The sequence below is a fragment of the Pantoea sp. B_9 genome (assembly GCF_008632015.1).
GTDB lineage: Bacteria > Pseudomonadota > Gammaproteobacteria > Enterobacterales > Enterobacteriaceae > Pantoea > Pantoea dispersa.
In genome coordinates, this window is sequence record NZ_VWVL01000003.1 from 96,496 (window position 1) to 117,793 (window position 21,298).

The following is a 21,298-nucleotide window of genomic DNA, read 5'->3' on the forward strand; positions in this document are numbered from 1 at the left end:
GTCATGCATATTGTTATGTTATAACGTAACAATGAAAGTACCATGATGAAAAACTCGCTCTCCCTGCTTATTGCGGCGCTGCTGTCGCTTCCTATATTCAATGCTAATGCCAGTAACTATCCGTTCACCGTTGATAACTGCGGTGTCAAAGAGACCTTCGCTCATCCGCCTGCGCGTGTCGTCACCGTTGGCCAGCATGAAACGGAACTGCTGCTGGCGCTCGGTCTGGCAGATAAAATTGCCGCAACCTCGGTGTGGTTTGGCGCGCTGCCCGCCGATTTGCAAGGGCAGGGCAGCCAGCTTAAACGGCTGGCCGATAACGCCCCAGGCTTTGAAGCGGTGGTGGCGCAGCGCCCGGAGCTGGTGCTGGCGCAGTACAGCTGGCACGTCGGGCCGCAGGGTGAAGTCGCCACGCGTGAACAGTTTGAACAGCTCGGCATCCGAACCTGGATTTCGCCTGCCGACTGCATCGGCAAAGCCGTCACCACCACGTCCAATAGCGACGGTGCACGCACCACACCGTATGGGATCGAGGTGATCTTTGCGGAAATCAGCGCGCTGGCGCGCATTTTTGATGTGCCGGCGCGTGGCGAAGCGCTCAAACAGCAGCTGGCCGCTCGTATAGCACAGGTTCAGCAACAGCTGCACAAATCGCCGTCAGCGCCTCTGAAGGTGGTTTACTGGTTTTCCAGCCCGCGCCTGAAAGGCGATCCCTGGGTCGCCGGCAATAAAGGGGCGCCGGGCTGGATCAGCCAGACGCTCGGTCTGACTAACATTATCGATTCAGACGAAGAGTGGCCGGCGGTCACGTGGGAGCACATTGTCTCCGCGCAGCCGGACATCATCGTTATTGCCAGCATGGCGCGGCGGCTCTATCCCGCCGATGACGTCGCGGTTAAAAAACACTTTCTGCAAAGCGATCCGGTGACGCGTGAAATGCCAGCGGTGAAAAACGGCCACATCGTGGTGGTACCGGCGATGTCACTGAATCCCTCGTTGCGCAATGTGGAAGCTGTAGAGCTGATCGGTCAGCAGATCGCTGCTTTCGCACCTGCCCGATGAGCGCTCACGCTGTCTGTTACTGGCGCACCGGCCTGCTGATTGCTGCGGGCGCGCTCAGTCTGCCGGTGATGATGACGCTGGCCGCGGCAACCGGCGATGTCGCGATCAGCTTTACCCTGACCGCGCAGGCCATCAACAATGGTCTTGGCATCACCCATTACGACCTGCCGGCGCTGGAAGCCGGCATCGTCTGGCAATACCGCATGAGCCGCGCGCTGATGGCGGCGAGCAGCGGCGGCGGCCTGGCACTGTGTGGGATGGTGTTGCAGTCGTTGCTGCGCAATTCGCTGGCCGACCCTTATCTGCTGGGGATTTCCGCCGGTGCATCAACCGGCGCGGTGTGCGTGATGCTGCTTGGCATCGGCGGCGGGGCCATCACCACCGGTGCCGGCGCGTTTGGCGGTGCCTGTCTTGCATTTATGCTGATTGTCCTGCTCTCCGGCGGCATGCGGGAAAACACCGCGCGCATCATTCTGGCCGGTATTGCCGGGACGCAATTATTTAATGCGCTGACCGCTTACATTGTCAGCACGGCGGCCAATGCTGAGCAGTCGCGCGGCGTGATGTTCTGGCTGCTCGGCAGCCTGAGCGGCGTGCGCTGGGCAGATGCATTACTGTGTTTTGCCGTAACCCTCGCCGGTCTGCTGACTGTGCTCTACCATGCGCGCGCGCTGGATACCTTCTCGTTTGGCACCGAGGTCTCCGCGACGCTGGGCACGCAGGTTTCAGCGGTGCGCATCGTATTACTGCTGACCACTGCGTTAGTGACGGCGGTGATCGTCAGCGCGATTGGTGCGGTCGGTTTTGTCGGGCTGGTGATCCCGCATATCACCCGCATGATTGCCGGGCCGCGTCATCTGGTGACGATTCCGCTCGCATTCCTGGGCGGCTGCCATTTCATGGTGATTGCCGACCTGGTATCACGCACGTTAATCACCCATCAGGTGCTGCCGATAGGCGTGGTGACGGCGTTAGTGGGCGCCCCGGTGTTCGCCCTGATTCTGTATCGCAACCGGGAGAAATCATGAAGTATGTCGCGGTGGATAAACTGAGCGTGACGCTACAGGCGCGCAGGGTGTTATCTGACATCAGTTTTGCGGCGCAGCGGGGACAAACGGTCGGGTTGCTCGGCCCTAATGGCTCGGGAAAATCGACGCTCATCCGTGCGCTGGCGGGCGTTCAGCCCTGTGCTTATAACGGGCTGGAGATGGGCGGCACGCGGCTGAACCAACTCAGCCGGCGGCAGCGTGCCCGTACGCTGGCCTTCGTGCCGCAGCATGCCGAAATGGAAGCTGAGATGTGCGTTAGCGACATCGTGCGTCTGGGGCGGGCGCCGCATCGCAACGCGTTCAGCTCGTGGCGGACGGCAGATGAAACGGCAGTGCAGCACGCGCTGTCGCTGATGAAACTGGATGCGCTGGCCGGGCGGTCGTGGCAGCGGCTGTCCGGTGGCGAACGCCAGCGCTGCCAGATCGCGCGTGCGCTCGCGCAGCAGCCGGATATCCTGTTGCTGGATGAGCCGATTAACCATCTGGATATTAAGTTTCAGCTTGAGCTGATGCGGCTGATTGCCGCACTGCCGGTCACGGTGATTGTGGCCCTGCACGATCTGAATCTGGCGGCAAAATTTTGCCAGCATCTGGTGGTGCTGCAGCACGGGCAAGTGGTGGCGAGCGGTGAGCCCGCCGCCGTGCTGACGCCTGCCCTGATTCAGCGGACGTGGCAGGTCGAGGCCATCGTCAACCGCAGCGAGCGCGGCTCCATGAATATTCAGTACGCCTGAACCGGGCTGATCTTAACGCTCGTCGAACGGCACGCCGCCTTTGGATTTATGATGCTTCGGCGTTTCGATAATCGACACGGTGACCACATCAGCATCGATCTCAAACGAATCCACCACCGCCTGGGTGATGGCTTTGAGTAACTTTTTCTTCTGCTCAACGCTACGGCCTTCCGCAGCATAAACGACAATCTCTGGCATAACGGCGTTTCCTCACGGGTTAGAGTTCTTCTCAAGCATACCTCAGCCAGGCTGCCGCGCGCAGCGTTAACCTGTCGCGACGGTTAAAAGGCAACAAGCGGCTGACGAATTCCCTGCAAACGCCGTGTGTTAAAGTGTGAATTGTTATGTTATAACGTAATTGATTCGATGATAGTGTAACGGTTTATTCGGAAAATTTAATGAAATCAATGCAAAATTTGCTGATCGCTGCGGCGCTCGGCCTGGCTTCCTGCGCCGTTGTGGCGGCGAGCACACCCGAAAAACCGGTGCGGATTGCCGCACCGTTTGAAATTAAAGGCAGCGATCCGGCGCTCTCCGGCGACATTCTGTTGCGCATGGATGTGGTTGAAACGCTGGTAGAAGTGAACGAACGCGGTGAGCCGGTGGCGGCGCTGGCGCAGCGCTGGCAGGTCTCTGACGATGGGCTGCGCTGGCAGTTCCAGCTGCGCGACGGCGTGCATTTTCACGATGGCTCGCTGCTGGATGCGGTTGCCGTGGTGAAATCACTCAACACCGCACGCGGCAAAGCGGGCTTACTGGACAAAACGCCAATCGCCGACATCAGCGGGGCAGGGCAGCTTGTCACCATCACGCTGCGTGAACCCTTCACGCCGCTGCTGTCAGTCCTGGCGGAAAGCCGCTCGCAAATCCTCGCACTGGCCAGCTGGGATGCGCAGGGCAACATCACGCGCATTATTGGCAGCGGGCCGTTTACGCTCACTTCCTTCCAGCCGCCGCAGTCGCTGACGGTGGCGCGCTTCGCGGATTACTGGGGCGAGAAACCGGCGATTACCGCCGCCAGTTATCTGGCGACCGGCCGCGCGGAAACCCGTGCGCTGCTGGCAGAAAGCGGTGATGCAGATTACGTGTTTAACCTTGATGCCGCCAGCCGGCAGCGGCTGGCACGCAAAGCGTCGCTGCACATTCCGGCGATTCCGGTGCCGCGCACGTTGATGCTGAAGCTTAATCTGGCCGATCCGCTGCTGGCGGAACTGCCGGTGCGTGAGGCGATCAGCATGGCGATCGATCGTAACGCGCTGGCGCAGGCGGTGCTGCGTTATCCGGGCGCAGCCAGCCAGGTGTTTCCCCCTAACGTGGCAGAGTGGCACAACACGGCACTCACGCCGCTGCACTATCAACCGCAGCAGGCTGCTCAGTTATTACAGTCGGCCGGCTGGCAACGCGGCGCGGATGGCGTACTGACGCGCAACGGCCAGCGCTTTAGCCTGACGCTGCTGACCTATCCTGATCGCCCTGAGCTGCCGCTGATGGCGATGGTGATTCAGCAGCAGCTGCGTCAGGTCGGCATAGACGTGCGAATCAACGCGACCAACGCCAGCGAGATCCCGGCGCAGCACCACAACAACCGTCTGCAGCTGGCGCTGTTTGCGCGTAATTTTGCCCTGACGCCCGATCCGACCGGAACGCTGCTGCAGGATTATGGCACCCACGGCGGTGACTGGGGGGCGATGAACTGGCATGCGGCAGGCTTCGACGCGGCGCTCCACACGCTGACGCAATCCACCGATGGCGCAGCCCGCGCCGGGGCGCGCAGCGTCATCACCCGCGCGCTGCAACAGGAACTGCCGGTGATTCCGCTGGCCTGGTATCAGCAGTCGGCGGCGGTTAACAGCCAGCTGCAGGGCGTCAAACTCGATCCGTTTGAACGCCACTTCGGCCTGCGCCAGATGCACTGGGGGGAGCCATGATTAAACAACTCAGCTGGCGCCTGGCGCAGGCGCTGTTCGTGGTGCTGGCGGTAGGATTACTGACCTGGCTGCTGGTGCAGGCGCTGCCGGGCGACATGGCGTGGCGCATCGCCTCGGGGCGCTATGGTTATGATCGCGTCGATGCCGACGCGGTGGCGCGGGTACAGCAGGAGCTGGATGGAGCGCTTAGCGGCGGCAGTGCGCTGCTGCACTGGCTCTTCGATCTGCTGCAGTTTAACTTTGGCCGCTCGCTGGTTTCCGGTGAGCCGGTGATGGATGAGCTGCGCTGGCAGCTGGGCCAGACGCTGGCGCTGGCGGGCGTTTCGCTGCTGCTGGCGTTGCTGCTGACGCTGCCGCTCGGCATCTGGGCCGGTTGCCACGCCAACGGCCGGCTTGACCGTGCGCTGTTCTGGCTGACCGCCTTGCTGAAATCGGTGCCGCATTTTGCACTCGGCATGTTGCTGATCCTGCTGTTCGCGCTGCAACTCGACTGGCTGCCGAGCGCCGGTCACGGCGAGCTGCGCCATTTCCTGTTGCCGGCACTGACGCTGGCACTGTCGCTGACGGCCGTCGGCGTGCGCGTGGTGCGCGAAGCCACCTGGCAGGTGGTGTCGTCCGGCTACTATCGCTGGGGAGCGCAAAAAGGACTGGCACCCGCGCGCCTGCTGCTGCGTCACGGCCTGCGTAATCTAAGCGCGCCGGTGCTGACATGGTTTGGCATGCAGTTTGTCTGGCTGGTGGAAGGCGTGGTGGTGGTGGAAACCCTGTTTGCGTGGCCGGGGATCGGTCACGCTCTGGTGCACGCCATTTTTGCGCGTGACGTGCCGGTAATTCAGGCCAGTGCCATGACGCTCGGCCTGCTGTTTGTCCTGCTGAACATGCTGGTGGATGCCGGTTGTCATCTGCTCGATCCCCGGGGGGCGCGCGCATGAAGATGACGCTTTCACGCTGGGTGGGTCTGGTACTGCTGGCGGCGCTGCTGGCTTACGCGTTTGTGCTGCCGCTGATTCAGCACGGCGATCCGCTACAGCAGGATTTGCTGCAGATGCTGCAGACGCCGAACCGCAGCCATTTGCTCGGTTTCGACCATCTCGGTCGCGATATGTTAACGCGCCTCAGCGCCGCGCTGCGTCTGTCACTCGGGCTGGCAGCCCTGTGCGTGATCAGTGCGCTGATAGCGGGCGTGTTCACCGGTGTGCTCAGTGCGCTGTACGGTGGCTGGCCGGAGCGATTACTGAGCATCGTCGGCGATATGTGCCTCGCGCTGCCGGGATTACTGCTGGTACTGCTGCTGGCCGCCATTGCGCCAGACGCGCCGCAGATGCTCTGGCTGGGCATTTCGCTGGTGCTGTGGGTGGAATTTTTCCGCGTCACGCGTGCCACGCTGCGGCCAATTGTGCAGGCGCCCGGTATGCAGGCCAGCAAACTGCTCGGGTTCTCTGCCTGGTATCGTTTTCGTCATCATCTGTGGCCTGCGCTGGCACCGGTGCTGCTGACGCTAACCTTGTTCTCTTTCAGCAGCGCCATCATGGCGGTGTCGGCGCTCGGTTTTATCAGCGTTGGCGTGCGTCCGCCCACGCCGGAGCTGGGCCTGATGATGACCGAACTGCTGCCGTTTGCGTGGGAAGCGCCGTGGCTGCTGATGCAGCCGGTAGCCGCACTGTTTTTACTGTTGATCAGCCTCAATCTGCTGATGAAAAAGGAGCGATGATGAAGGGATTACAGATCACCGGGCTGAGCGTTGCCACAGCGACTGAAACACTGGTTGAGCCGGTGGATGTGCGGCTACAACCCGGTCGGCCGCTGACGCTGCTCGGCGAAACCGGATCGGGGAAAAGTCTGCTGGCGCAGGCGATTATGGGGATATTGCCGCCGTCGCTGCAGGCCAGCGGTGAGGTGATGATCAACGGCAGACGCTTTCAGCTGCCGCAGGATACGGCGCAGCTGCGTCGGCTGTGGGGCAATACGCTGGCTTCGCTACCGCAGGAGCCGTGGTTGTCGCTCGATCCGACCATGGCGATTCAGCAGCAGGTGGCGGAAGGGCATCGCTTCGTGCGCGGTTTGCCGCCCGCCGCCAGCGCTGCAGCGGCGCAGCAGGATCTGCAGCAGCTTGGTCTGGCCGCGGCGGCACGGCGTTATCCGTGGCAGCTTTCCGGCGGCATGGCACAGCGCGCCGCGTTTGCGGCAGCCCGTGCCGGTGGCGCGCAGATTCTGATTGCCGATGAGCCGACCAAAGGGCTGGATGTGGCGCGCCGCGACGAAGTCAGCCAGCTGTTACAGCGCGAAGTGGCCGATGGCGGCATGCTGTTGACCATCACCCACGACATCGCCCTGGCACGCCAGCTGGACGGCGACGTGCTGGTGATACATAAAGGCAGCGTGATTGAACAGGGCCCGGCGCAGCAGGTGTTGCAGTCACCGCAGCAGCCTTACACGCGCGCGCTGCTGGCTGCCGATCCGGCCGTCTGGCCCGCCCGACAACAAACGGTGATCGGTGCCAGGCCGGTGATCAGCGCCCAGGACATTATGCTGGCGCGCGGGGGCAAAAGGCTGGGTGTGCCACGCGATTTCACGCTGCACGCCGGTGAAATCGTTGGCCTGCACGGTGCCAGCGGCAGCGGCAAAAGCAGCTTCGGCGACGTGCTGTTGGGGTTGCTCGCGCCGCAGCAGGGCCGCGTGACGCACCACGCTGATGCGGATGCGCTGAAATATCAGAAAATCTATCAGGATCCTTCCGCGCTGTTTCCGCCGCAGCGCACGCTGGGGCAAAGCATCAACGATGTGCTGCGGCGTCACGCTCTCCCGCCGGCACAGCGCGATGCGCTCATGGCACGGCTGGCCTTGCATCCCGCGCTGCTGACGCGGCGACCAGAGGCGCTCTCCGGCGGCGAACTGCAGCGCTTCGCGCTGCTGCGGGTGATGCTGCTGCGGCCGGTATTTCTGTTTGCCGATGAGCCGACGTCACGCCTCGATCCGCTGGTGCAGCAGCAAACATGGCAGTTGATCGTGGAACTGGCGCGCGAGCAGCAGTGCGCGGTGCTGCTGGTGAGTCATGACCGCGATCTGCTGGAGAAAGGCACTAATCGGGTGATTGCCATGGAAGCGGCTTAGCGATCGGGCGGCTGGCTGTCACCCGGCCCGAGACTCCGCTGCATTACCACGGTGTCCAGCCAGCGGCCATGTTTGTAACCCACCGATTTCATCACGCCGGTGTGCTCAAAACCGAGCGCCCGGTGTACTCCCAGCGAGCCCTGGTTGGCGCTGTCACCGATAATCGCGATAATCTGGCGAAAGCCAGCGGCTTCGGCCAGCGCCACCGCTTTTTGCAGCAGCGCCTTACCGATGCCGCGTCCGGTTTGCTGCGGGTCGAGATAGATAGAGTCTTCCAGCGTGAAGCGGTAGGCGTAACGCGGACGGTACGGCGCGAGATAGCAGTAACCCAGCATCTGCTCCTGCTCCTCAGCCACCAGCCAGTAACCGCCGCGCTCATGCACATCATTAATGCGCCGCAGCATTTCACTCTCCGCCGGCGGTTCCGTTTCGAAGGTTGCGGTGCCGTGCAGCACGTGCCAGGCGTAGATCTTCTGAATCGCCGCCGCGTGATGCGGCTGCGCGGGAATAATGTCCATATGTTCCTGCTGTTCTGCCAATGATGCTGACAGCATGCCACCGCGCCGCAGCGCAATCATCCGCATTAGTCATAGGAAATTGTGATAGTGGTTTCGCTAATGGGTTTTAAGACGATACGCATCTCGCTCAAAATCCTAAAGCCGTACCCTGTACCAAAAATAGCTGGAAATCAGTACGGGGTACGACTAAAATGACGGGTAATTATCTGGAATTTATCGAAACGCGCGTGTTTTCAAAAGCTCGTCAGAGTCTGCTGGCAGACGATCAAGAATTTCAGGAACTGCAAATTTTTTTGCTTGAGCATCATGAGTCAGGTGACACCATTAGTCAGACCGGAGGATGCAAAAAGATTCGCTGGAGCCGGGCCGGAATGGGTAAACGTGGCGGAACAAGGATTATTTATTACACCCGCCTGAGCTCAGGCAGAATTTATCTGTTACTCATCTATCCCAAAAATGTGAAGGATGATTTAAATGAAGCGGAAAAAGCGTTGCTGAAAGTATTTACCCAACAAATAAACCTCTAAGCCACAGACCTGCGAAGATTAAATTATGGAAAAACAGCTATTTAATGACCTGCTGGAAAGCGTACAGGAAATGGTCGCCATTGAGCAGGGTCATGAATCACCGGATATGAACCGTGTCCACCGTCATGAACTGCCGGATGTAAAGCTGATCAGAAAGAATGCCGGGCTAAAACAAGTTGAATTTGCCCATGCGATGGGCGTTAGCGTGGATCTTATTCGTAGCTGGGAGCAGCACAGACGCAACCCTACCGGTCCGGCATTGAAAATGCTTTATCTGATTCAGCAGCAGCCATTACTCATCAACGCTTTACAGGCGCTGTAATCCTTATTATGCCACCGACTATTATCCCGGCACGGCAGATTGCCTTTTGCGGAGCTTTCAGTAACCACTAAACGGATTGAGCTCACAAACTTTTGCTGTGAGCGAGTCCATATTTGCAGGCTGCACACCTAATTCTGCTCTGACAACTGTACTGCCATGGTATCGGCCTCGAGCGCCTCGAAGATGTGCGGTTCATCGGCGGGATAACAAATATAATCGCCCGGGAACAGTTCGACCGGCGCTTCCATCAGGCCAACCCGCGCGCGGCCGCGTGCCAGGATAATGTGTTCGACTGAACCCGGTGGATGCGGTTTGGAGGCGCGCGGTGCGCCGGGCTGGCTGGTAATCAAATACAGATCGCGGCGGCCGCCCGGCGGACAGCTGGCCAGTAGCGCGGCCTGAAAGTCTGCTAACTCTGCTGACACGACCATGCCTTCGCCACGCCGAATCACCTGCATCTTTTTCACTTCCGGCTCCATCAGCCGTGCAAAGGGAATATTCAGCGCCACACACAGTGACCATAACGTCTCAATGCTGGGGTTACCGTTGCCTGCCTCCAGTTGCGACAGCGTTGACTTGGCGATGCCAGCGCGGCGCGCCACTTCTGTCAGCGAAAGTCCGGCACGCTGGCGTTCGCGCACCAGTCCGGCGGCAATGATAGCAATGGGCGGGGTCACAATTACTCCTGTTCTTTATATCGAACGTTTTGTTCATCTTGTAAAACACGTACGGTGCGTTCATTATAACGTCTTTCTTGTTCGTTATGAGATCAAATTGTGATGCGTCTGGGTGCCGTACCGCTTGATCGCGGCGTATTGAAAGCGATCTTCCTTGTTTGTCTGGCCGACGGCATCGTTGGCCTTTCCTATGGTTCTCTCGCCGCTGCCGACGGCTTTCCGCTCTGGGTGCCGATTGCGCTCTCGACGCTGGTGCTGGCGGGGGCATCCGAGTTTTTATTTATCGGCATCGTGGCAGGCGGCGGCAGTCCGCTAACCGCTGCCGCAGCCGGTTTACTGGTCAACGCACGTCATCTGCCGTTTGGCATTGCGGTGAAAGACCTGGTCGGGCAGGGCGGACGCAGTCTGCTGGGCTGCCATATCATGAATGACGAGAGCGTGGTGTTCGGTATTTCACAGCCGAAGCTGGCGCAGCGTCGGGCGGCTTACTGGGTTTGCGGACTGGGTATTTTTGCCATCTGGCCGCTCACGGTGATTGCCGGTGCGGTGATTGGACGCTTTATTCCTGATGTGTCGGCGATTGGCCTGGACGCGGTGTTTCCGGCCATCCTGATCGCGCTGATTTTCCCGGCGCTGCGCCAGCGTCGCACGCGCATTCCGGCCACCCTCGGGGCGCTACTTTCCGTGCTGGCAACGCCTTTTGTGCCAGCCGGTATGCCGGTGCTGTTTTCTTTACTCGGTTTGCTGAGCTGGCGGGAGCGCAAAGATGCAAAATAGTTTAGTGATTGCCGGCATCGCGCTGCTGGCTGCAGGCACGTATGCGATTCGCTTTGCCGGTTACCGGCTGGGCAGCCGGATGCACATGTCGGAACGGGTGCGCAACATGCTGTCCGACGCGGCAACGGTGCTGCTGCTGGCTGTCGCTGTCACCACCGCGCTGTTTGAGGGCACCGATTTCGCCGGCGTTGCGCGACTGACCGGCGTGTTGTTCGCGGTGTTTCTCGCCTGGCGTCGCGCGCCATTGATCCTGGTAATCATCGGTGCGGCGGTGATGACGGCGCTGCTGCGCTATTTTGGCGTACCGTAAGCGGCGGCGTTATCTTTTCATCACGTTTTTTTGCTACTGTGGCAAGTCCGCAGTTAGCTCAACAGGAGTAAAGATGACGCCGCGACTAGCCCACATTGATGAAACACCGGCGCTATGGCGAATCCGTAATCTGGCCATTCGGCATGGCTGTCGTGAGGTTTACTCCGCTGAGATCATTGCCGCATGGACGCCGGACGAATTACCGCATGCTTACTACGATGCCGTGAAAAATAATCCTTTTTATGTGATTGATGATGCAAAGCACGGTGTGGCTGCGACCGGCTTTCTCGATCTGCAAAGCGGCAGCGTTGAAGCGATTTTTACTTTGCCAGCCTGCCACGGTAAAGGCTATGCCAGTGCGATTATGCACGCCATTATTGCTGAAGCACGCCGTCGCGCGTTCAGCCACCTGACACTGGCTGCGACACCGAATGCCAGTGGTTTTTATTTACGTCACGGTTTCAGCACGCTGCGCGAGGCGCTTTATCCCTCTTCGCTGGCCGGTGCGGATTTAGCGTGTATAGAAATGCAGCTCAGGCTTTGCAGCTATGATTAGGGATAGTGAGTACAACAAGGACAACGCGAAAATGGTGATTAACTGCGTGGTGTATCGCCACGGCAAACGCGAAGAGCATGTCGAAGTCGATCAAATCAGCGAAGTGCTGAAAGAGGAAAAATCGTTCGTCTGGCTTGGCCTGTATCAACCCGATCCGGCGTTCATGCAAACGCTGCAGGAGGAGTTTAGCCTGCATGAGCTGGCGATTGAGGATGCGCTGGTGGCGCATCAGCGGCCCAAGATTGAGCAGTACGGCGAGTCGGTATTTATCGTGGTGAAAACCGCACACATGGAAGATCGCCAGCGCATCAGCTTTGGCGAAACCCACTTTTTCCTCGGTAAAAATTTTCTGATTACCGTGCGCCACGGTTCGGTTGAGGGCTATAAAGCGATTCGCGCCAAAGCCGAGAAAAACCATGCCATGCTGTGCCAGGGACCCGGCTATGCGCTCTACTGCATCCTCGATTTTATCGTCGACAACTACAGCAAAATCACCGAATCGCTGAGTGAACGTATTGCTGACCTGGAAGACGGCATGTTCACCACCCGCTTTGACAGCGTAACGCTGGAGAATGTTTACCATTTGCGGCGTCAGCTGCTGTCGTTGCGCAATGCGGCGATGCCGGTGACAGAGATCTGCCCGCAGCTGGTGCGCTTCCATGAAGATATCATCCCGAAAAATCTGCGCGCCTATCTGCGCGACGTGCAGGATCACGCGCACCACGTCATGATTGATGCCGAAGACATGCGCGAAACGCTGGCCAGCGCCATGCAGGTAAATCTGGCACTGGTCTCGGTACAGCAGAGTGAGGTGAATAAAAAACTGGCCGGCTGGGGGGCAATCCTGATTGTGCCGACCATCATCTTCAGTATGTACGGCATGAACTTCTCAGACATGCCCGAGCTGCACAGCCACTTTGGCTATCCGGCGGCGCTGGCGGTCACGCTGGTGATCTGTTTCGTTATGTGGTGGCGGCTGAAAAAAGCGGGCTGGCTGTAAGCGTGATGGCCTGCGCGCGCTGTCACCAGACGCGCAGGCCAGGGCGATTTCAGCCTGAAATCGCCACGCTCCATTAGCCTCAATGCGCGCTGGCAGTAGGGCGCACCGTGATCTCATTGACATCAACTTCGCCAGGCTGATTAATGGCCCAGCTCACCGCCTGCGCAATGGCTTCGGGTTTTAACGCAATCTGACGATAGCTCTGCATGGCCACGCGTGCGGTCTCGTCAGTGATGGTGTCCGCCAGTTCCGATTCCACCACGCCGGGATTAATGACCGTCACCCGCAGCTGGCGCGATTCCTGACGCAGGCCATCCGAAATGGCGCGAACGGCGAATTTTGTGGCGCAGTACACCGCTGCCGTCGGCGATACCGCCAGCGCACCAATCGAGGCTATATTGATGATATGGCCGCTTTGCTGCGATTCCATAAGCGGCAGTACGGCAGCGATGCCGTACAGTACGCCACGCACGTTGACGTCGAGCATACGATCCCATTCATCCACCTTCAGCGAACTGAGCGGCGACAGCGGCATAACGCCGGCATTGTTGATCATTACATCAACCCGACCATATTTATCGCGGGCAAAATCGGCCAGCTGCTGCGTATCGGCTCGCTGCGTTACGTCGGTGGCCAGATAATCCAGTTGCGCGCCGCTGGCACGCAGTTCATCACACAGTATCGCCAGCCGATCGGTACGGCGCGCGCCGAGCACCAGTTTATGCCCCTGACTGGCCAGCAGACGCGCTATCGCTTCGCCGATGCCGCTGCTGGCGCCGGTCAGAATAATCACTTTCGCATTGGAATGAGCCATGATGGTTTCCTCGTGTTGGTTGACGAGGCTATTGTGGAAAACGCCGGCTAAAGCGAACAGACCGGATTGTGGCGTATCATTGCCTGATTCTCTCGTCACCGTTGTGAGCAGGGAAGAAACCTGGTTATGCTTTGCCTGAACCTCTCACCGGAAACCCGTTATGTCGCAAACCGTACAACAGCAGACCTGCGCGCTGCTGCGCCAGCTGGCACCGCAGGAAGGTTATACTGCTTCACTGCTCGACAGCGTGCGCTTTATGCGTGCCGACCGGCAGTGGGCGCGCACGCCGGTTCTTTATGAGCCGAGCATCATCATTATCTGTCAGGGCTCGAAGCGGGCGTTTCTTGCCGACAAAATGTATCGCTACGACGCACAGCACTATCTGGTGTTGTCGGTGCCGCTGCCGTTCTCCGCTGAGACTGAAGCGACCTCCGCCGAACCGTTGCTGGGGCTGGCTATCCGTCTGGATGCGGCCACGCTGGCGCGACTGGTGACCCAGGTCGCAGCGGCAGACATTCCGCTGGCGGAGACACCAGCCAGCATTATTTCGACGCCGGTAAATGAGACGCTGGCGGACAGCACGCTGCGCCTGTTACAGGCGCTGAGCGATCCGCTGGAAGCGCAGGTTTTAGGCCCGGCACGGGTAGAAGAGATTTGCTTTCGTGTGTTGCTGGGTGAGCAGGGCGGTGCGGTGCGCGCAGCGCTGACCTATCAGGGGCATTTTGGCCGTATCGCGCGGGCGCTGCAGCGCATTCATGCTGACTGGCAGCAGCCGCTGGATGTGCCGCATCTGGCCAGCGAAGCGGGCATGAGCGTTCCGCGCTTCCATCTGCATTTCAAAAGCGTCACGCAGACCTCGCCGATTCAGTATCTCAAGTCGCTGCGGCTGCATCAGGCGCGTTTGATGATGATTCGCGATAATCTCACCGCCGCCGGTGCCGCCGCACGTGTCGGTTACGAAAGTGATTCACAGTTTAACCGGGAGTTTAAGCGGATGTTTGGTCGCACCCCGGCTGACGAGGCGCGGGTGATGAAACGCGCCTTTGCGCTGCTGCCGCCGGAACAATTATCCGCGCGGCTACAGGCACATTAGGTCAGTACGCGATGAAGATTGCTGCCACTACGCCAATCCAGAACAGCAGGCTGGCAGCCAGTGCCAGCTGGCACAGTAACCGGCGGGAAAAACTCAGCAGCGCACTGAGGCGCGGCGATAACATTAATACCATAATCATCCCTCACAACAGCCAGCAACTGTTCAGCGCAGCCCCATCACGGCAACCACCAGCAGAATCCAGAAAAATGCACAACCTGTTAGCAGGAAACGCCAGACAAGATGGCGTTCGGGAGTCAGCAGCGTGTGCAGACGCATACGAAGAAGCAGTGGCATAGCAACCTCAAATCAGAAAGTTTTACCGGGAATATCTGGCAGCTGAGAACAGAAAATTCTGTCAGCGAATAAGAACATTCTGACGTGTTATAAGGCCGCGAAACGACAAGACCAGTCTTGAAAACAGGCTGAGAAATTCATCATGAGGCAGGCGGCAGCCACAGCGGACATCAGATGCCGCTGTGGCCATCAGGCACAGCAAAGCCGGTTACACGCTGCGCGTGACGCCGCCGTCCACGCGAAGATTCTGCCCGGTGATATAAGCCGCGCCGGGCGAAGCAAGAAACGCAATGGTAGCCGCCACTTCTGCAGCCGTGCCGTAGCGCTGCATGGGCACGCTGTCGCGCCGTTCATCCGTTTTCGGCAGGCTATCAATCCAGCCAGGCAGGACGTTGTTGATACGAATATTCTCAGCTGCGTAGGTGTCGGCAAAGATTTTACTGAAAGAAGCCAGACCGGCACGAAACACGGCCGAGGTCGGGAACATGTCGGTGGGTTCAAACGTCCATGCCGACGAGATATTAATGATACTGCCGCCACCCTGCTGCTGCATGATCGGCGTGACCAGACGTACAGCGCGCACCACGTTGAGGAAGTAGGTTTCCATTCCCTGCTGCCACGCATCATCGCTTAATTCGAGGATTGGCGCGCGCGGACCGTGACCGGCACTGTTAACCAGCACGTCAATACGTCCCCAGCGCGCCAGAGTGGCATCAATCAGGTGCTGCAAATCGTCCACTGACTGATTCGAACCGGTAATACCGAGCCCGCCCAGACGATTCGCCAGCGCCTCGCCTTTGCCGGAGGAGGAAAGAATCGCAACCCTGAAACCCTCGCTGGCCAGCTTCTCCGCTGCCGCTGCGCCCATACCGCTGCCACCTGCGACAATCACCGCAACTTTTTCTACTGTCATGTGAGTAACCTCATCAATTAAATATCCTGTGATGCCAGTATAATGGCCGGGAGATGCCGCAGAGAGTCAGCTCAGCTGGCAATTGACGATAGGAAAACTACAGGATGAATCAGGGCTTTCAGGCATTACCGTCGCTGAATGCACTTCGGGTATTTGAAGCCGTGACGCGGCACCTTAATTTTCGCCTCGCCGCTGAAGAGCTCGGCGTGACGCAGGGTGCGGTTGCGCAGCATATTCGCGGTCTCGAGGCCAGCCTGGGCCTGAAACTGTTCGATCGGTTGCCGCGTTCGCTGGCGCTGACCGCTGCCGGTGCAGGCTATGCGGTGCACATTCGACAGGCATTTGAGCTGATTGATGAGGCGACGCGCACGCTGCGCCCGGAGCCGGATCGCCTGACGCTGAGCGTAACACCGACCTTTGCCAGCCGCTGGATGCTGCCGCGTTTACCGGCATTTACCGCGGCCTGGCCGGACATCGACCTGCGCGTGCTGGCCTCTGAACGGCTGGTGCAGTTTCACCATGAAGGCGTCGACCTGGCGGTGCGCTATGGCCGGCCGCCGTTTGGTAGCGGGCTGGAGGCCACGCTGCTGTTTAGCCAGACGGTGCTGGCGGTGGTCAGCCCGGCGCTGCTGGCACAACACGGTGATGCAGCGCAGCCAGAAAATTGCCTGCGCTATCCGCTGCTGCACGATGGCCATCACCTGTGGCCAGCGTTCCTGGCGTTTATGTTCCCCGGCCAGTCGCTGCAGCATCAGCATCATCTGCGCTTCAACCAGACCGCGCTGGCGCTGGAAGCGGCGCTGAGTGGTCAGGGTATCGCACTGACCAGCCCGCATTTTGTGCAGAACGATCTGGCCAGCGGTCGGCTGGTTCCCGCCTGGCATCGTGAGATGCCCGTTGATGCCGGCTGGTATCTGGTGGCTCCGCGACGTCCGCGTGAGCAGGCAACGGTGAGTGCGGTTCGTGCGTGGCTACTCAGTCAGGCGGAGCAGAGCAAAGATTGATGGCTGAGCAACGCGATGCTTTTATGTTCAATAACAAAATCAGTAAAACTGATGATAGTCTGCGAATTATGAATGTTATGACTGACTGAGCATGCATTTTATAAGGTTTATCCTGCACAGGCAGGGTTTTAGAAAAATATCACGCAAATTCAGCAATTAAGGGAAGGAATTGTGCGTTGCAATCTGCTGAGGGCTGTGAATAAATAAAACGCTGAATTTCATAAAAATGCCATAACGGCCAGGCAACAGCCTGCATAACCGTATTACCACCATGACCGATCATAAAATTCTTTTAGCCAGGGATATCAGCGCCAGAAGTGAAAGCATGCAGGCGCACCTCATCGCCATCCGGCGCGATATTCACGCACATCCGGAACTCGGTTTCGACACCGTCCGCACCGCAGCCATCGTGGAACAGGAGTTGTTGCGCCTCGGGCTGACGCCGCAAACCGGCGTGGGCCGCACTGGCGTGATGGTAGACATTACCGGCGCGCAGCCGGGCAAAACCGTGCTGCTGCGCGCCGATATGGATGCGCTGCCGATTCATGAGCAAACCGGTCTGCCGTTTAGCAGCATCTGGCCGGGTAAAATGCACGCCTGCGGCCACGATATCCACACGGCTACGCTGCTCGGCGTCGCGGCGATCCTCGCGGACCTGCGCAGCCAGCTGCAAGGCACGGTGCGGCTGATTTTTCAGCCGGCGGAAGAGACGCCAGAGAGCGGCGCGCAAGCCATGATTGCTGCCGGCGCAGCGGACGGCATTGATGTGGCGATCACGCTGCACAATAAGCCAGAGCTGGCCGCAGGAGAAATTGCCCTGACGCGCGGTGCCAGCACCGCTTCCAGCGATGAATTCGACGTAGTGATTCATGGCAAATCCACCCACGCCGCCCGACCGCACATGGGTACCGATCCGATCATTGCCGCCGCCAGCCTGGTAACGCAGTTGCAGACCATTGTGTCGCGCGAGCTCGATCCGGCGAACTCTGCTGTGCTGACGATTGGCCATATCCACGGCGGCACCACTCATAACATCATCTCCGACAGTTGCCTGATTCAGGGCACCATCCGCGCTAAATCACCGCAGGCGCGCGCTCACATGGAAGACGCTTTCCGCCGCATCTGTGCCGGAGTGGCGCTGTCGCTCAATACGCGGATTGAGGTCAATTATCAGCGAGGTGTACCGCCGCTGATGAATGATGATGCGCTGATTGATGCACTGGAGCCGATCCTCTCGCACCAGTTCGGCAAGCCGGTGGTGGCAAAACCTAGCAGCAGCTTTGGCGCGGAAGATTTCTCGCTGTTTACCGAGCGTGTGCCGGGCTGTCAGATCCATATCGGCTCTGGCGCGCCGGGGCGCGACGACCATCTGCACAACTCCGACTATCAGCCGGACGAACGCAGCATTCACGCTGGCACACAGGCTCTGGCCCGTATAGCGATCGACTTACTCTCCTGATAATAATGAGGTTTTATGATGATGCGTAAAGGGCTGTTCTCCGCCTCCGCGGGCATGTTGCTGCTGGCTGCTGCCGCTGTGGTTCAGGCCAAAGATTTTGGCACGTTAAAATTCGCCACCGAAGCGGCCTATCCGCCGTTTAACCAGTCCACGCCGAGCGGCAAAATTGTCGGCTACGAGCCCGATATGGTGGCCGAACTGGCGAAACGCGCGGGATTCAAATACGAAATCGTCGCGCAGAAGTGGTCCGGACTGATCCCCGGCCTCGCTGATGGCAAATATGATGCAGTGGTCGATGCCGTCACCGTGACGCCAAAACGTGAAGAAGTGGTGGATTTTACCCATCAGTACACCGTGAGCGTTTCGGGCTTCGTCACGCTGAAGGGCAGCGCAGTGGATACACTGCCGGGCAACGGTGAAGTGGTACAGGCGACCGATGAAGCCGGTATGAACAAAGCCATCGACGCGCTGAAGGCGAAGTTCAAAGGCAAAACCATTGCGGTGCAGGTCGCTACCATTCAGGCCGATTTCCTCAACAAATACCTCGGTGATGTCGCGACTATCCGTACCTATCAGGCCGGCCCGGAAACCTTCGCCGATCTGCTGAATGGGCGGGTTGATGCGGTCATGGCATCGCGCACCAACCTCAATGCTTATGTGAAAAAACACGCGGATACGGTAAACAGCACCGGTTACGGCTTTGTGGGTGGTGTGCTGGGCCAGGGCTCGGCGATTGCCATTCGTAAAAACAATCCGGAGCTGAAAGCCGCGCTGGATCAGGCGCTGGTGTCGATGATCAAAGACGGCACGCTGAAGCAACTGTCAGAGAAATGGTTCGGCGAGAACGTCGCGCCTGCGGAATAATGCTGAGCGCTTATGACTATTGACTGGCAACTGTTAGGTTTTGGTGACGAGGGCTGGGGCGGCGTGCTGCTGGACGCCGCCACCGTCACGGTAACGGTCTCGCTGTGTGCGTGGCTGCTGGGCGCGATGCTCGGCAGCCTGCTGTGCTGGATGCAGATTGGTGGCGGCCGCTGGCAGCAGCGTGTTGCCAGCGGCTACATCACGCTGTTTCGCGGCGTGCCGGAGCTGCTGGTGATCTACCTGTTCTACTTTGGCGGCCGACAGGTGGTCGGGTTTATCGGTGAAGCTATCGGCCTGCAGGGACCGTTTGACGTTAACGGCTTCGTTGCCGGCGCGATCGCTATCGGGCTGATTTCCGGCGCTTATCAGAGCAGTGTATTTCGCGGCGCGTTTTACGCGATTCCCGCCGGCACGCTGGAAGCTGCTACGGTCACCGGTATGGGGCGTTTTATGCTGTTCCGCCGCATGATTGTGCCACAGGCGCTGCGCACCGCGCTGCCGGGCATGGGTAATCAGTGGCAATCGGTGATTAAGGAGTCGGCGCTGGTGTCGGTGACCGGGCTGGTGGAAACCATGAACCAGATTTCCACCGCGTCGAATTCCACCCAGATGCCGTTTTTCTTCTACAGCGTAGGCGCGGTGATTTACCTGATTATCACCACCTGTTCAGATTTCTTCTTCCGCTATGTGGAAAAAGTGGCCATGCGCGGGCAACAACGCGCGCGGTTGTAAGGAGCCACGATGGATTTCACCTTTTTACAGCACACGCTGGCGGCGCTGCTGCGCGGACTGCCGCTGACGCTCAACCTGGCGGTATTGTCCCTGCTGGGCGGCGGAATACTGGCGCTGCTGCTGAATTTGCTGCGTCAGCATCGCCTTGGCAGCTACGTTACGCGTTTTTATGTCTGGCTGTTCAGCGGTACGCCGCTGCTGATTCAAATCTTCATGATTTACTATGGCCTCGGCAGCCTGCCGGCGGTGCGCGAAAGCGTGCTGTGGCCGCTGCTGCGTGAGCCCTACTGGTGCGGGTTAATTGCGCTGATTCTCAACGACGCGGCTTACACCGCCGAGATCCTGCGCGGCGGACTGAATGCGGTTAGCGTGCAGTCACTGGAAGCGGCGAAAGTGTGCGGCATGTCGCGCTTCACTACGCTGCGACGCATCACGCTGCCGCTGGCAGTGCGGCAGGCGCTGCCGGCCTACAGCAATGAGATCATCTCGATGATCAAATCCACGTCGCTGGTGAGCACCATCAGCCTGATGGAGATGACCGGCATCGCCGATTCCATCGTGTCAGAAACCTTCCGCGCACTGGAGGTGTTTATCAGCGCGGCGATTATCTATCTGCTGCTGACCGTGCTGGTGAGCAAAGCGGTGGCGCTGCTGGAGCGCCGTTTGTCCCCCTATCACGCTGGAGCACGTTAATGAATAAACCCACTATTGCCCTGAGCCATCTCAGAAAAAGTTATAGCGGGCATGAAGTGCTGCATGACATCAGCCTGACGGCGCAGGATGGCGACGTCATTTCGCTGATCGGCGCCAGCGGCTCCGGTAAAAGTACGCTGCTGCGCTGCATCCCGTTTCTTGAAGTGCCACAGGCCGGTGAGATTGCCGTGGGCGATGAAGTGGTCACCCTCGATAACGCGGACGAAAAGCTGAGCCGTGAACAGCGCCGCCGCATTAAGCTGATGCGCATGCAGCTCGGCTTTGTGTTTCAGGGCTTCAATCTGTGGCCGCACAAAACCGTGCTGCAGAACATCATTGAGGCACCGATCCATGTACAGAAGCGCAGCCGTCAGGAGGCCGTTGCCGAGGCCGAAGCGCTGCTGCAAAAGGTCGGGTTATACGAAAAGCGCAACGCGTGGCCGTCGCAGCTCTCCGGTGGTCAGCAGCAGCGCGTGGCGATTGCCCGGGCGCTGGCGCAGCAGCCGAAAGCGATACTGTTTGATGAACCCACTTCCGCACTCGACCCGGAGCTGGTGGGCGAAGTGCTGCGCGTCATCCGCAGCCTGGCGGAAGAGGGGCGCACCATGATTATCGTCACCCATGAAATGGGGTTTGCGCGCGATGTATCAAACAAAGCGGTGTTTCTGCATCAGGGCAAAATCGAAGAGTCCGGATCGCCGCAGCAGGTGTTCAGCGAACCGATCTCGGCGCGCTGTCGCGCTTTTGTCAGCAGCCACCTGCAGCGCAACAGCTAACCAGATTTGTGCCAATGGTGTTCTAAGCCAAATTATGGAAAAATCGCCCTCCCTCAACGGAGGGCTTTTTTATCGGCGCAGGGAA

General features: G+C 59.2%; 27 protein-coding genes. 20 read left to right on the forward strand and 7 right to left on the reverse strand.

Translation table 11 applies throughout. From position 1 onward, the window contains the following. Positions 1 to 45: 45 nt before the first annotated feature. Genes F3I21_RS10635 through F3I21_RS10645 form a run of 3 tightly spaced genes read left to right on the forward strand, consistent with a single transcriptional unit; the run spans position 46 to position 2,845 of the window. Positions 46 to 1,062, forward strand: a complete 1,017-nt coding sequence (locus F3I21_RS10635; RefSeq protein WP_190286098.1) for an ABC transporter substrate-binding protein — start codon at positions 46 to 48, stop codon at positions 1,060 to 1,062. Then, on the forward strand, positions 1,059 to 2,090 hold the full coding sequence (locus F3I21_RS10640) for an iron ABC transporter permease (protein WP_150058860.1): 1,032 nt from the start codon (positions 1,059 to 1,061) through the stop codon (positions 2,088 to 2,090). The genes F3I21_RS10635 and F3I21_RS10640 overlap by 4 nt, the downstream gene beginning before the upstream one ends. Then, the gene (locus F3I21_RS10645; protein ID WP_150058861.1) at positions 2,087 to 2,845 is read left to right on the forward strand and encodes an ABC transporter ATP-binding protein; all 759 of its coding nucleotides are present in this window, start codon (positions 2,087 to 2,089) and stop codon (positions 2,843 to 2,845) included. Before F3I21_RS10640 ends, F3I21_RS10645 begins: the two co-directional genes overlap by 4 nt. A gap of 12 nt (positions 2,846 to 2,857) precedes the next feature. On the opposite strand, the gene F3I21_RS10650 is transcribed toward F3I21_RS10645, so the two are convergent. Beyond that, positions 2,858 to 3,043, reverse strand: a complete 186-nt coding sequence (locus tag F3I21_RS10650; RefSeq protein WP_021508848.1) for a tautomerase family protein — start codon at positions 3,041 to 3,043, stop codon at positions 2,858 to 2,860. 200 nt (positions 3,044 to 3,243) lie between these two features. Here F3I21_RS10650 and F3I21_RS10655 point away from each other — a divergent pair, with 200 nt between their 5' ends. Genes F3I21_RS10655 through F3I21_RS10670 form a run of 4 tightly spaced genes read left to right on the forward strand, consistent with a single transcriptional unit; the run spans position 3,244 to position 7,884 of the window. Next, a complete protein-coding gene (locus F3I21_RS10655) occupies positions 3,244 to 4,773 on the forward strand; it encodes an ABC transporter substrate-binding protein (RefSeq protein ID WP_150058862.1) in 1,530 nt (509 codons plus the stop codon). Next, positions 4,770 to 5,705, forward strand: a complete 936-nt coding sequence (locus tag F3I21_RS10660) for an ABC transporter permease (protein ID WP_150058863.1) — start codon at positions 4,770 to 4,772, stop codon at positions 5,703 to 5,705. Before F3I21_RS10655 ends, F3I21_RS10660 begins: the two co-directional genes overlap by 4 nt. Positions 5,706 to 5,707: 2 nt before the next feature. Beyond that, entirely contained in the window at positions 5,708 to 6,484 is a 777-nt protein-coding gene (locus F3I21_RS10665) for an ABC transporter permease (RefSeq protein WP_081049434.1), read from the forward strand. Next, a complete protein-coding gene (locus F3I21_RS10670) occupies positions 6,484 to 7,884 on the forward strand; it encodes an ABC transporter ATP-binding protein (protein WP_150059102.1) in 1,401 nt (466 codons plus the stop codon). The genes F3I21_RS10665 and F3I21_RS10670 overlap by 1 nt, the downstream gene beginning before the upstream one ends. Here the strand turns inward: F3I21_RS10670 and F3I21_RS10675 are convergent. Then, positions 7,881 to 8,402, reverse strand: coding sequence for a GNAT family N-acetyltransferase (locus F3I21_RS10675; RefSeq protein WP_150058864.1), 522 nt, complete (start codon positions 8,400 to 8,402; stop codon positions 7,881 to 7,883). The genes F3I21_RS10670 and F3I21_RS10675 overlap by 4 nt on opposite strands. A gap of 191 nt (positions 8,403 to 8,593) precedes the next feature. On the opposite strand from F3I21_RS10675, the gene F3I21_RS10680 reads away from it, so the two are divergent. Together F3I21_RS10680 and nadS are read left to right on the forward strand one after the other, a co-directional pair. Then, on the forward strand, positions 8,594 to 8,929 hold the full coding sequence (locus F3I21_RS10680; protein ID WP_104187610.1) for a type II toxin-antitoxin system RelE/ParE family toxin: 336 nt from the start codon (positions 8,594 to 8,596) through the stop codon (positions 8,927 to 8,929). Between the two features lie 25 nt (positions 8,930 to 8,954). After that, a complete protein-coding gene (nadS, locus tag F3I21_RS10685) occupies positions 8,955 to 9,251 on the forward strand; it encodes a NadS family protein (RefSeq protein ID WP_104187608.1) in 297 nt (98 codons plus the stop codon). A gap of 128 nt (positions 9,252 to 9,379) precedes the next feature. On the opposite strand, the gene F3I21_RS10690 is transcribed toward nadS, so the two are convergent. Next, complete coding sequence (locus F3I21_RS10690) at positions 9,380 to 9,928, reverse strand: helix-turn-helix domain-containing protein (protein WP_058758972.1); 549 nt, start codon at positions 9,926 to 9,928, stop codon at positions 9,380 to 9,382. 102 nt (positions 9,929 to 10,030) lie between these two features. Between F3I21_RS10690 and F3I21_RS10695 the strand changes: the two genes are divergently transcribed. From F3I21_RS10695 to corA, 4 genes are all read left to right on the forward strand, one after another. Further along, positions 10,031 to 10,705: an AzlC family ABC transporter permease gene (locus F3I21_RS10695; protein WP_058758973.1), complete on the forward strand. Its 675-nt coding sequence runs from the start codon at positions 10,031 to 10,033 to the stop codon at positions 10,703 to 10,705. Further along, a complete protein-coding gene (locus tag F3I21_RS10700; RefSeq protein WP_021508856.1) occupies positions 10,695 to 11,015 on the forward strand; it encodes an AzlD domain-containing protein in 321 nt (106 codons plus the stop codon). The genes F3I21_RS10695 and F3I21_RS10700 overlap by 11 nt, the downstream gene beginning before the upstream one ends. A 73-nt stretch (positions 11,016 to 11,088) precedes the next feature. Further along, a complete protein-coding gene (locus F3I21_RS10705; protein WP_058758974.1) occupies positions 11,089 to 11,571 on the forward strand; it encodes a GNAT family N-acetyltransferase in 483 nt (160 codons plus the stop codon). Between the two features lie 31 nt (positions 11,572 to 11,602). Then, on the forward strand, positions 11,603 to 12,571 hold the full coding sequence (gene corA / locus F3I21_RS10710; RefSeq protein WP_021508858.1) for a magnesium/cobalt transporter CorA: 969 nt from the start codon (positions 11,603 to 11,605) through the stop codon (positions 12,569 to 12,571). 79 nt (positions 12,572 to 12,650) lie between these two features. Here the strand turns inward: corA and F3I21_RS10715 are convergent, their stop codons facing one another. Then, positions 12,651 to 13,385 (reverse strand): SDR family oxidoreductase, encoded by a 735-nt coding sequence (locus F3I21_RS10715; protein WP_058781030.1) that lies wholly within the window; start codon positions 13,383 to 13,385, stop codon positions 12,651 to 12,653. A gap of 160 nt (positions 13,386 to 13,545) precedes the next feature. Between F3I21_RS10715 and F3I21_RS10720 the strand changes: the two genes are divergently transcribed. Next, the gene (locus F3I21_RS10720; RefSeq protein WP_021508860.1) at positions 13,546 to 14,478 is read left to right on the forward strand and encodes an AraC family transcriptional regulator; all 933 of its coding nucleotides are present in this window, start codon (positions 13,546 to 13,548) and stop codon (positions 14,476 to 14,478) included. A gap of 1 nt (position 14,479) precedes the next feature. On the opposite strand, the gene F3I21_RS23515 is transcribed toward F3I21_RS10720, so the two are convergent. The 3 genes from F3I21_RS23515 to F3I21_RS10725 form a co-directional block, all read right to left on the reverse strand. Continuing rightward, complete coding sequence (locus F3I21_RS23515; RefSeq protein ID WP_255467574.1) at positions 14,480 to 14,611, reverse strand: hypothetical protein; 132 nt, start codon at positions 14,609 to 14,611, stop codon at positions 14,480 to 14,482. Positions 14,612 to 14,640: 29 nt separating this feature from the next. Then, entirely contained in the window at positions 14,641 to 14,772 is a 132-nt protein-coding gene (locus F3I21_RS23520; protein WP_254919537.1) for a hypothetical protein, read from the reverse strand. Positions 14,773 to 14,980: 208 nt separating this feature from the next. Then, positions 14,981 to 15,685, reverse strand: a complete 705-nt coding sequence (locus F3I21_RS10725) for an SDR family oxidoreductase (RefSeq protein WP_058758976.1) — start codon at positions 15,683 to 15,685, stop codon at positions 14,981 to 14,983. A 104-nt stretch (positions 15,686 to 15,789) separates the two neighbouring features. Here F3I21_RS10725 and F3I21_RS10730 point away from each other — a divergent pair, with 104 nt between their 5' ends. The 6 genes from F3I21_RS10730 (at position 15,790) to F3I21_RS10755 (ending at position 21,213) form a co-directional block, all read left to right on the forward strand. Then, positions 15,790 to 16,689: a LysR substrate-binding domain-containing protein gene (locus tag F3I21_RS10730; RefSeq protein ID WP_058781031.1), complete on the forward strand. Its 900-nt coding sequence runs from the start codon at positions 15,790 to 15,792 to the stop codon at positions 16,687 to 16,689. 271 nt (positions 16,690 to 16,960) lie between these two features. Further along, a complete protein-coding gene (locus tag F3I21_RS10735) occupies positions 16,961 to 18,148 on the forward strand; it encodes a M20 family metallopeptidase (protein WP_058781032.1) in 1,188 nt (395 codons plus the stop codon). Between the two features lie 15 nt (positions 18,149 to 18,163). Then, positions 18,164 to 19,012 (forward strand): transporter substrate-binding domain-containing protein, encoded by an 849-nt coding sequence (locus tag F3I21_RS10740; RefSeq protein ID WP_021508866.1) that lies wholly within the window; start codon positions 18,164 to 18,166, stop codon positions 19,010 to 19,012. A 12-nt stretch (positions 19,013 to 19,024) separates the two neighbouring features. Further along, the gene (locus F3I21_RS10745; RefSeq protein ID WP_058758979.1) at positions 19,025 to 19,744 is read left to right on the forward strand and encodes an ABC transporter permease; all 720 of its coding nucleotides are present in this window, start codon (positions 19,025 to 19,027) and stop codon (positions 19,742 to 19,744) included. Positions 19,745 to 19,753: 9 nt separating this feature from the next. After that, the gene (locus tag F3I21_RS10750) at positions 19,754 to 20,437 is read left to right on the forward strand and encodes an ABC transporter permease (protein WP_150058865.1); all 684 of its coding nucleotides are present in this window, start codon (positions 19,754 to 19,756) and stop codon (positions 20,435 to 20,437) included. After that, the gene (locus F3I21_RS10755) at positions 20,437 to 21,213 is read left to right on the forward strand and encodes an ABC transporter ATP-binding protein (protein WP_150058866.1); all 777 of its coding nucleotides are present in this window, start codon (positions 20,437 to 20,439) and stop codon (positions 21,211 to 21,213) included. Before F3I21_RS10750 ends, F3I21_RS10755 begins: the two co-directional genes overlap by 1 nt. Positions 21,214 to 21,298: the final 85 nt, after the last annotated feature.

Coding starts and splice junctions, on each gene's coding strand:
- F3I21_RS10735 (WP_058781032.1), top strand. CDS start 16,961: ATGACCGATCATAAAATTCTTTTAGCCAGGGATATCAGCGCCAGAAGT.
- F3I21_RS10725 (WP_058758976.1), bottom strand. CDS start 15,685: ATGACAGTAGAAAAAGTTGCGGTGATTGTCGCAGGTGGCAGCGGTATG.
- F3I21_RS10715 (WP_058781030.1), bottom strand. CDS start 13,385: ATGGCTCATTCCAATGCGAAAGTGATTATTCTGACCGGCGCCAGCAGC.
- F3I21_RS10750 (WP_150058865.1), top strand. CDS start 19,754: ATGGATTTCACCTTTTTACAGCACACGCTGGCGGCGCTGCTGCGCGGA.
- F3I21_RS10705 (WP_058758974.1), top strand. CDS start 11,089: ATGACGCCGCGACTAGCCCACATTGATGAAACACCGGCGCTATGGCGA.
- F3I21_RS10695 (WP_058758973.1), top strand. CDS start 10,031: ATGCGTCTGGGTGCCGTACCGCTTGATCGCGGCGTATTGAAAGCGATC.
- F3I21_RS10655 (WP_150058862.1), top strand. CDS start 3,244: ATGAAATCAATGCAAAATTTGCTGATCGCTGCGGCGCTCGGCCTGGCT.
- F3I21_RS10675 (WP_150058864.1), bottom strand. CDS start 8,402: ATGGACATTATTCCCGCGCAGCCGCATCACGCGGCGGCGATTCAGAAG.
- F3I21_RS10730 (WP_058781031.1), top strand. CDS start 15,790: ATGAATCAGGGCTTTCAGGCATTACCGTCGCTGAATGCACTTCGGGTA.
- F3I21_RS10670 (WP_150059102.1), top strand. CDS start 6,484: ATGAAGGGATTACAGATCACCGGGCTGAGCGTTGCCACAGCGACTGAA.
- F3I21_RS10740 (WP_021508866.1), top strand. CDS start 18,164: ATGATGATGCGTAAAGGGCTGTTCTCCGCCTCCGCGGGCATGTTGCTG.
- corA (WP_021508858.1), top strand. CDS start 11,603: ATGGTGATTAACTGCGTGGTGTATCGCCACGGCAAACGCGAAGAGCAT.
- F3I21_RS10665 (WP_081049434.1), top strand. CDS start 5,708: ATGACGCTTTCACGCTGGGTGGGTCTGGTACTGCTGGCGGCGCTGCTG.
- F3I21_RS10635 (WP_190286098.1), top strand. CDS start 46: ATGAAAAACTCGCTCTCCCTGCTTATTGCGGCGCTGCTGTCGCTTCCT.
- F3I21_RS10645 (WP_150058861.1), top strand. CDS start 2,087: ATGAAGTATGTCGCGGTGGATAAACTGAGCGTGACGCTACAGGCGCGC.
- F3I21_RS10650 (WP_021508848.1), bottom strand. CDS start 3,043: ATGCCAGAGATTGTCGTTTATGCTGCGGAAGGCCGTAGCGTTGAGCAG.
- nadS (WP_104187608.1), top strand. CDS start 8,955: ATGGAAAAACAGCTATTTAATGACCTGCTGGAAAGCGTACAGGAAATG.
- F3I21_RS10660 (WP_150058863.1), top strand. CDS start 4,770: ATGATTAAACAACTCAGCTGGCGCCTGGCGCAGGCGCTGTTCGTGGTG.
- F3I21_RS10640 (WP_150058860.1), top strand. CDS start 1,059: ATGAGCGCTCACGCTGTCTGTTACTGGCGCACCGGCCTGCTGATTGCT.
- F3I21_RS23515 (WP_255467574.1), bottom strand. CDS start 14,611: ATGGTATTAATGTTATCGCCGCGCCTCAGTGCGCTGCTGAGTTTTTCC.
- F3I21_RS10720 (WP_021508860.1), top strand. CDS start 13,546: ATGTCGCAAACCGTACAACAGCAGACCTGCGCGCTGCTGCGCCAGCTG.
- F3I21_RS10755 (WP_150058866.1), top strand. CDS start 20,437: ATGAATAAACCCACTATTGCCCTGAGCCATCTCAGAAAAAGTTATAGC.
- F3I21_RS23520 (WP_254919537.1), bottom strand. CDS start 14,772: ATGCCACTGCTTCTTCGTATGCGTCTGCACACGCTGCTGACTCCCGAA.
- F3I21_RS10700 (WP_021508856.1), top strand. CDS start 10,695: ATGCAAAATAGTTTAGTGATTGCCGGCATCGCGCTGCTGGCTGCAGGC.
- F3I21_RS10745 (WP_058758979.1), top strand. CDS start 19,025: ATGACTATTGACTGGCAACTGTTAGGTTTTGGTGACGAGGGCTGGGGC.
- F3I21_RS10680 (WP_104187610.1), top strand. CDS start 8,594: ATGACGGGTAATTATCTGGAATTTATCGAAACGCGCGTGTTTTCAAAA.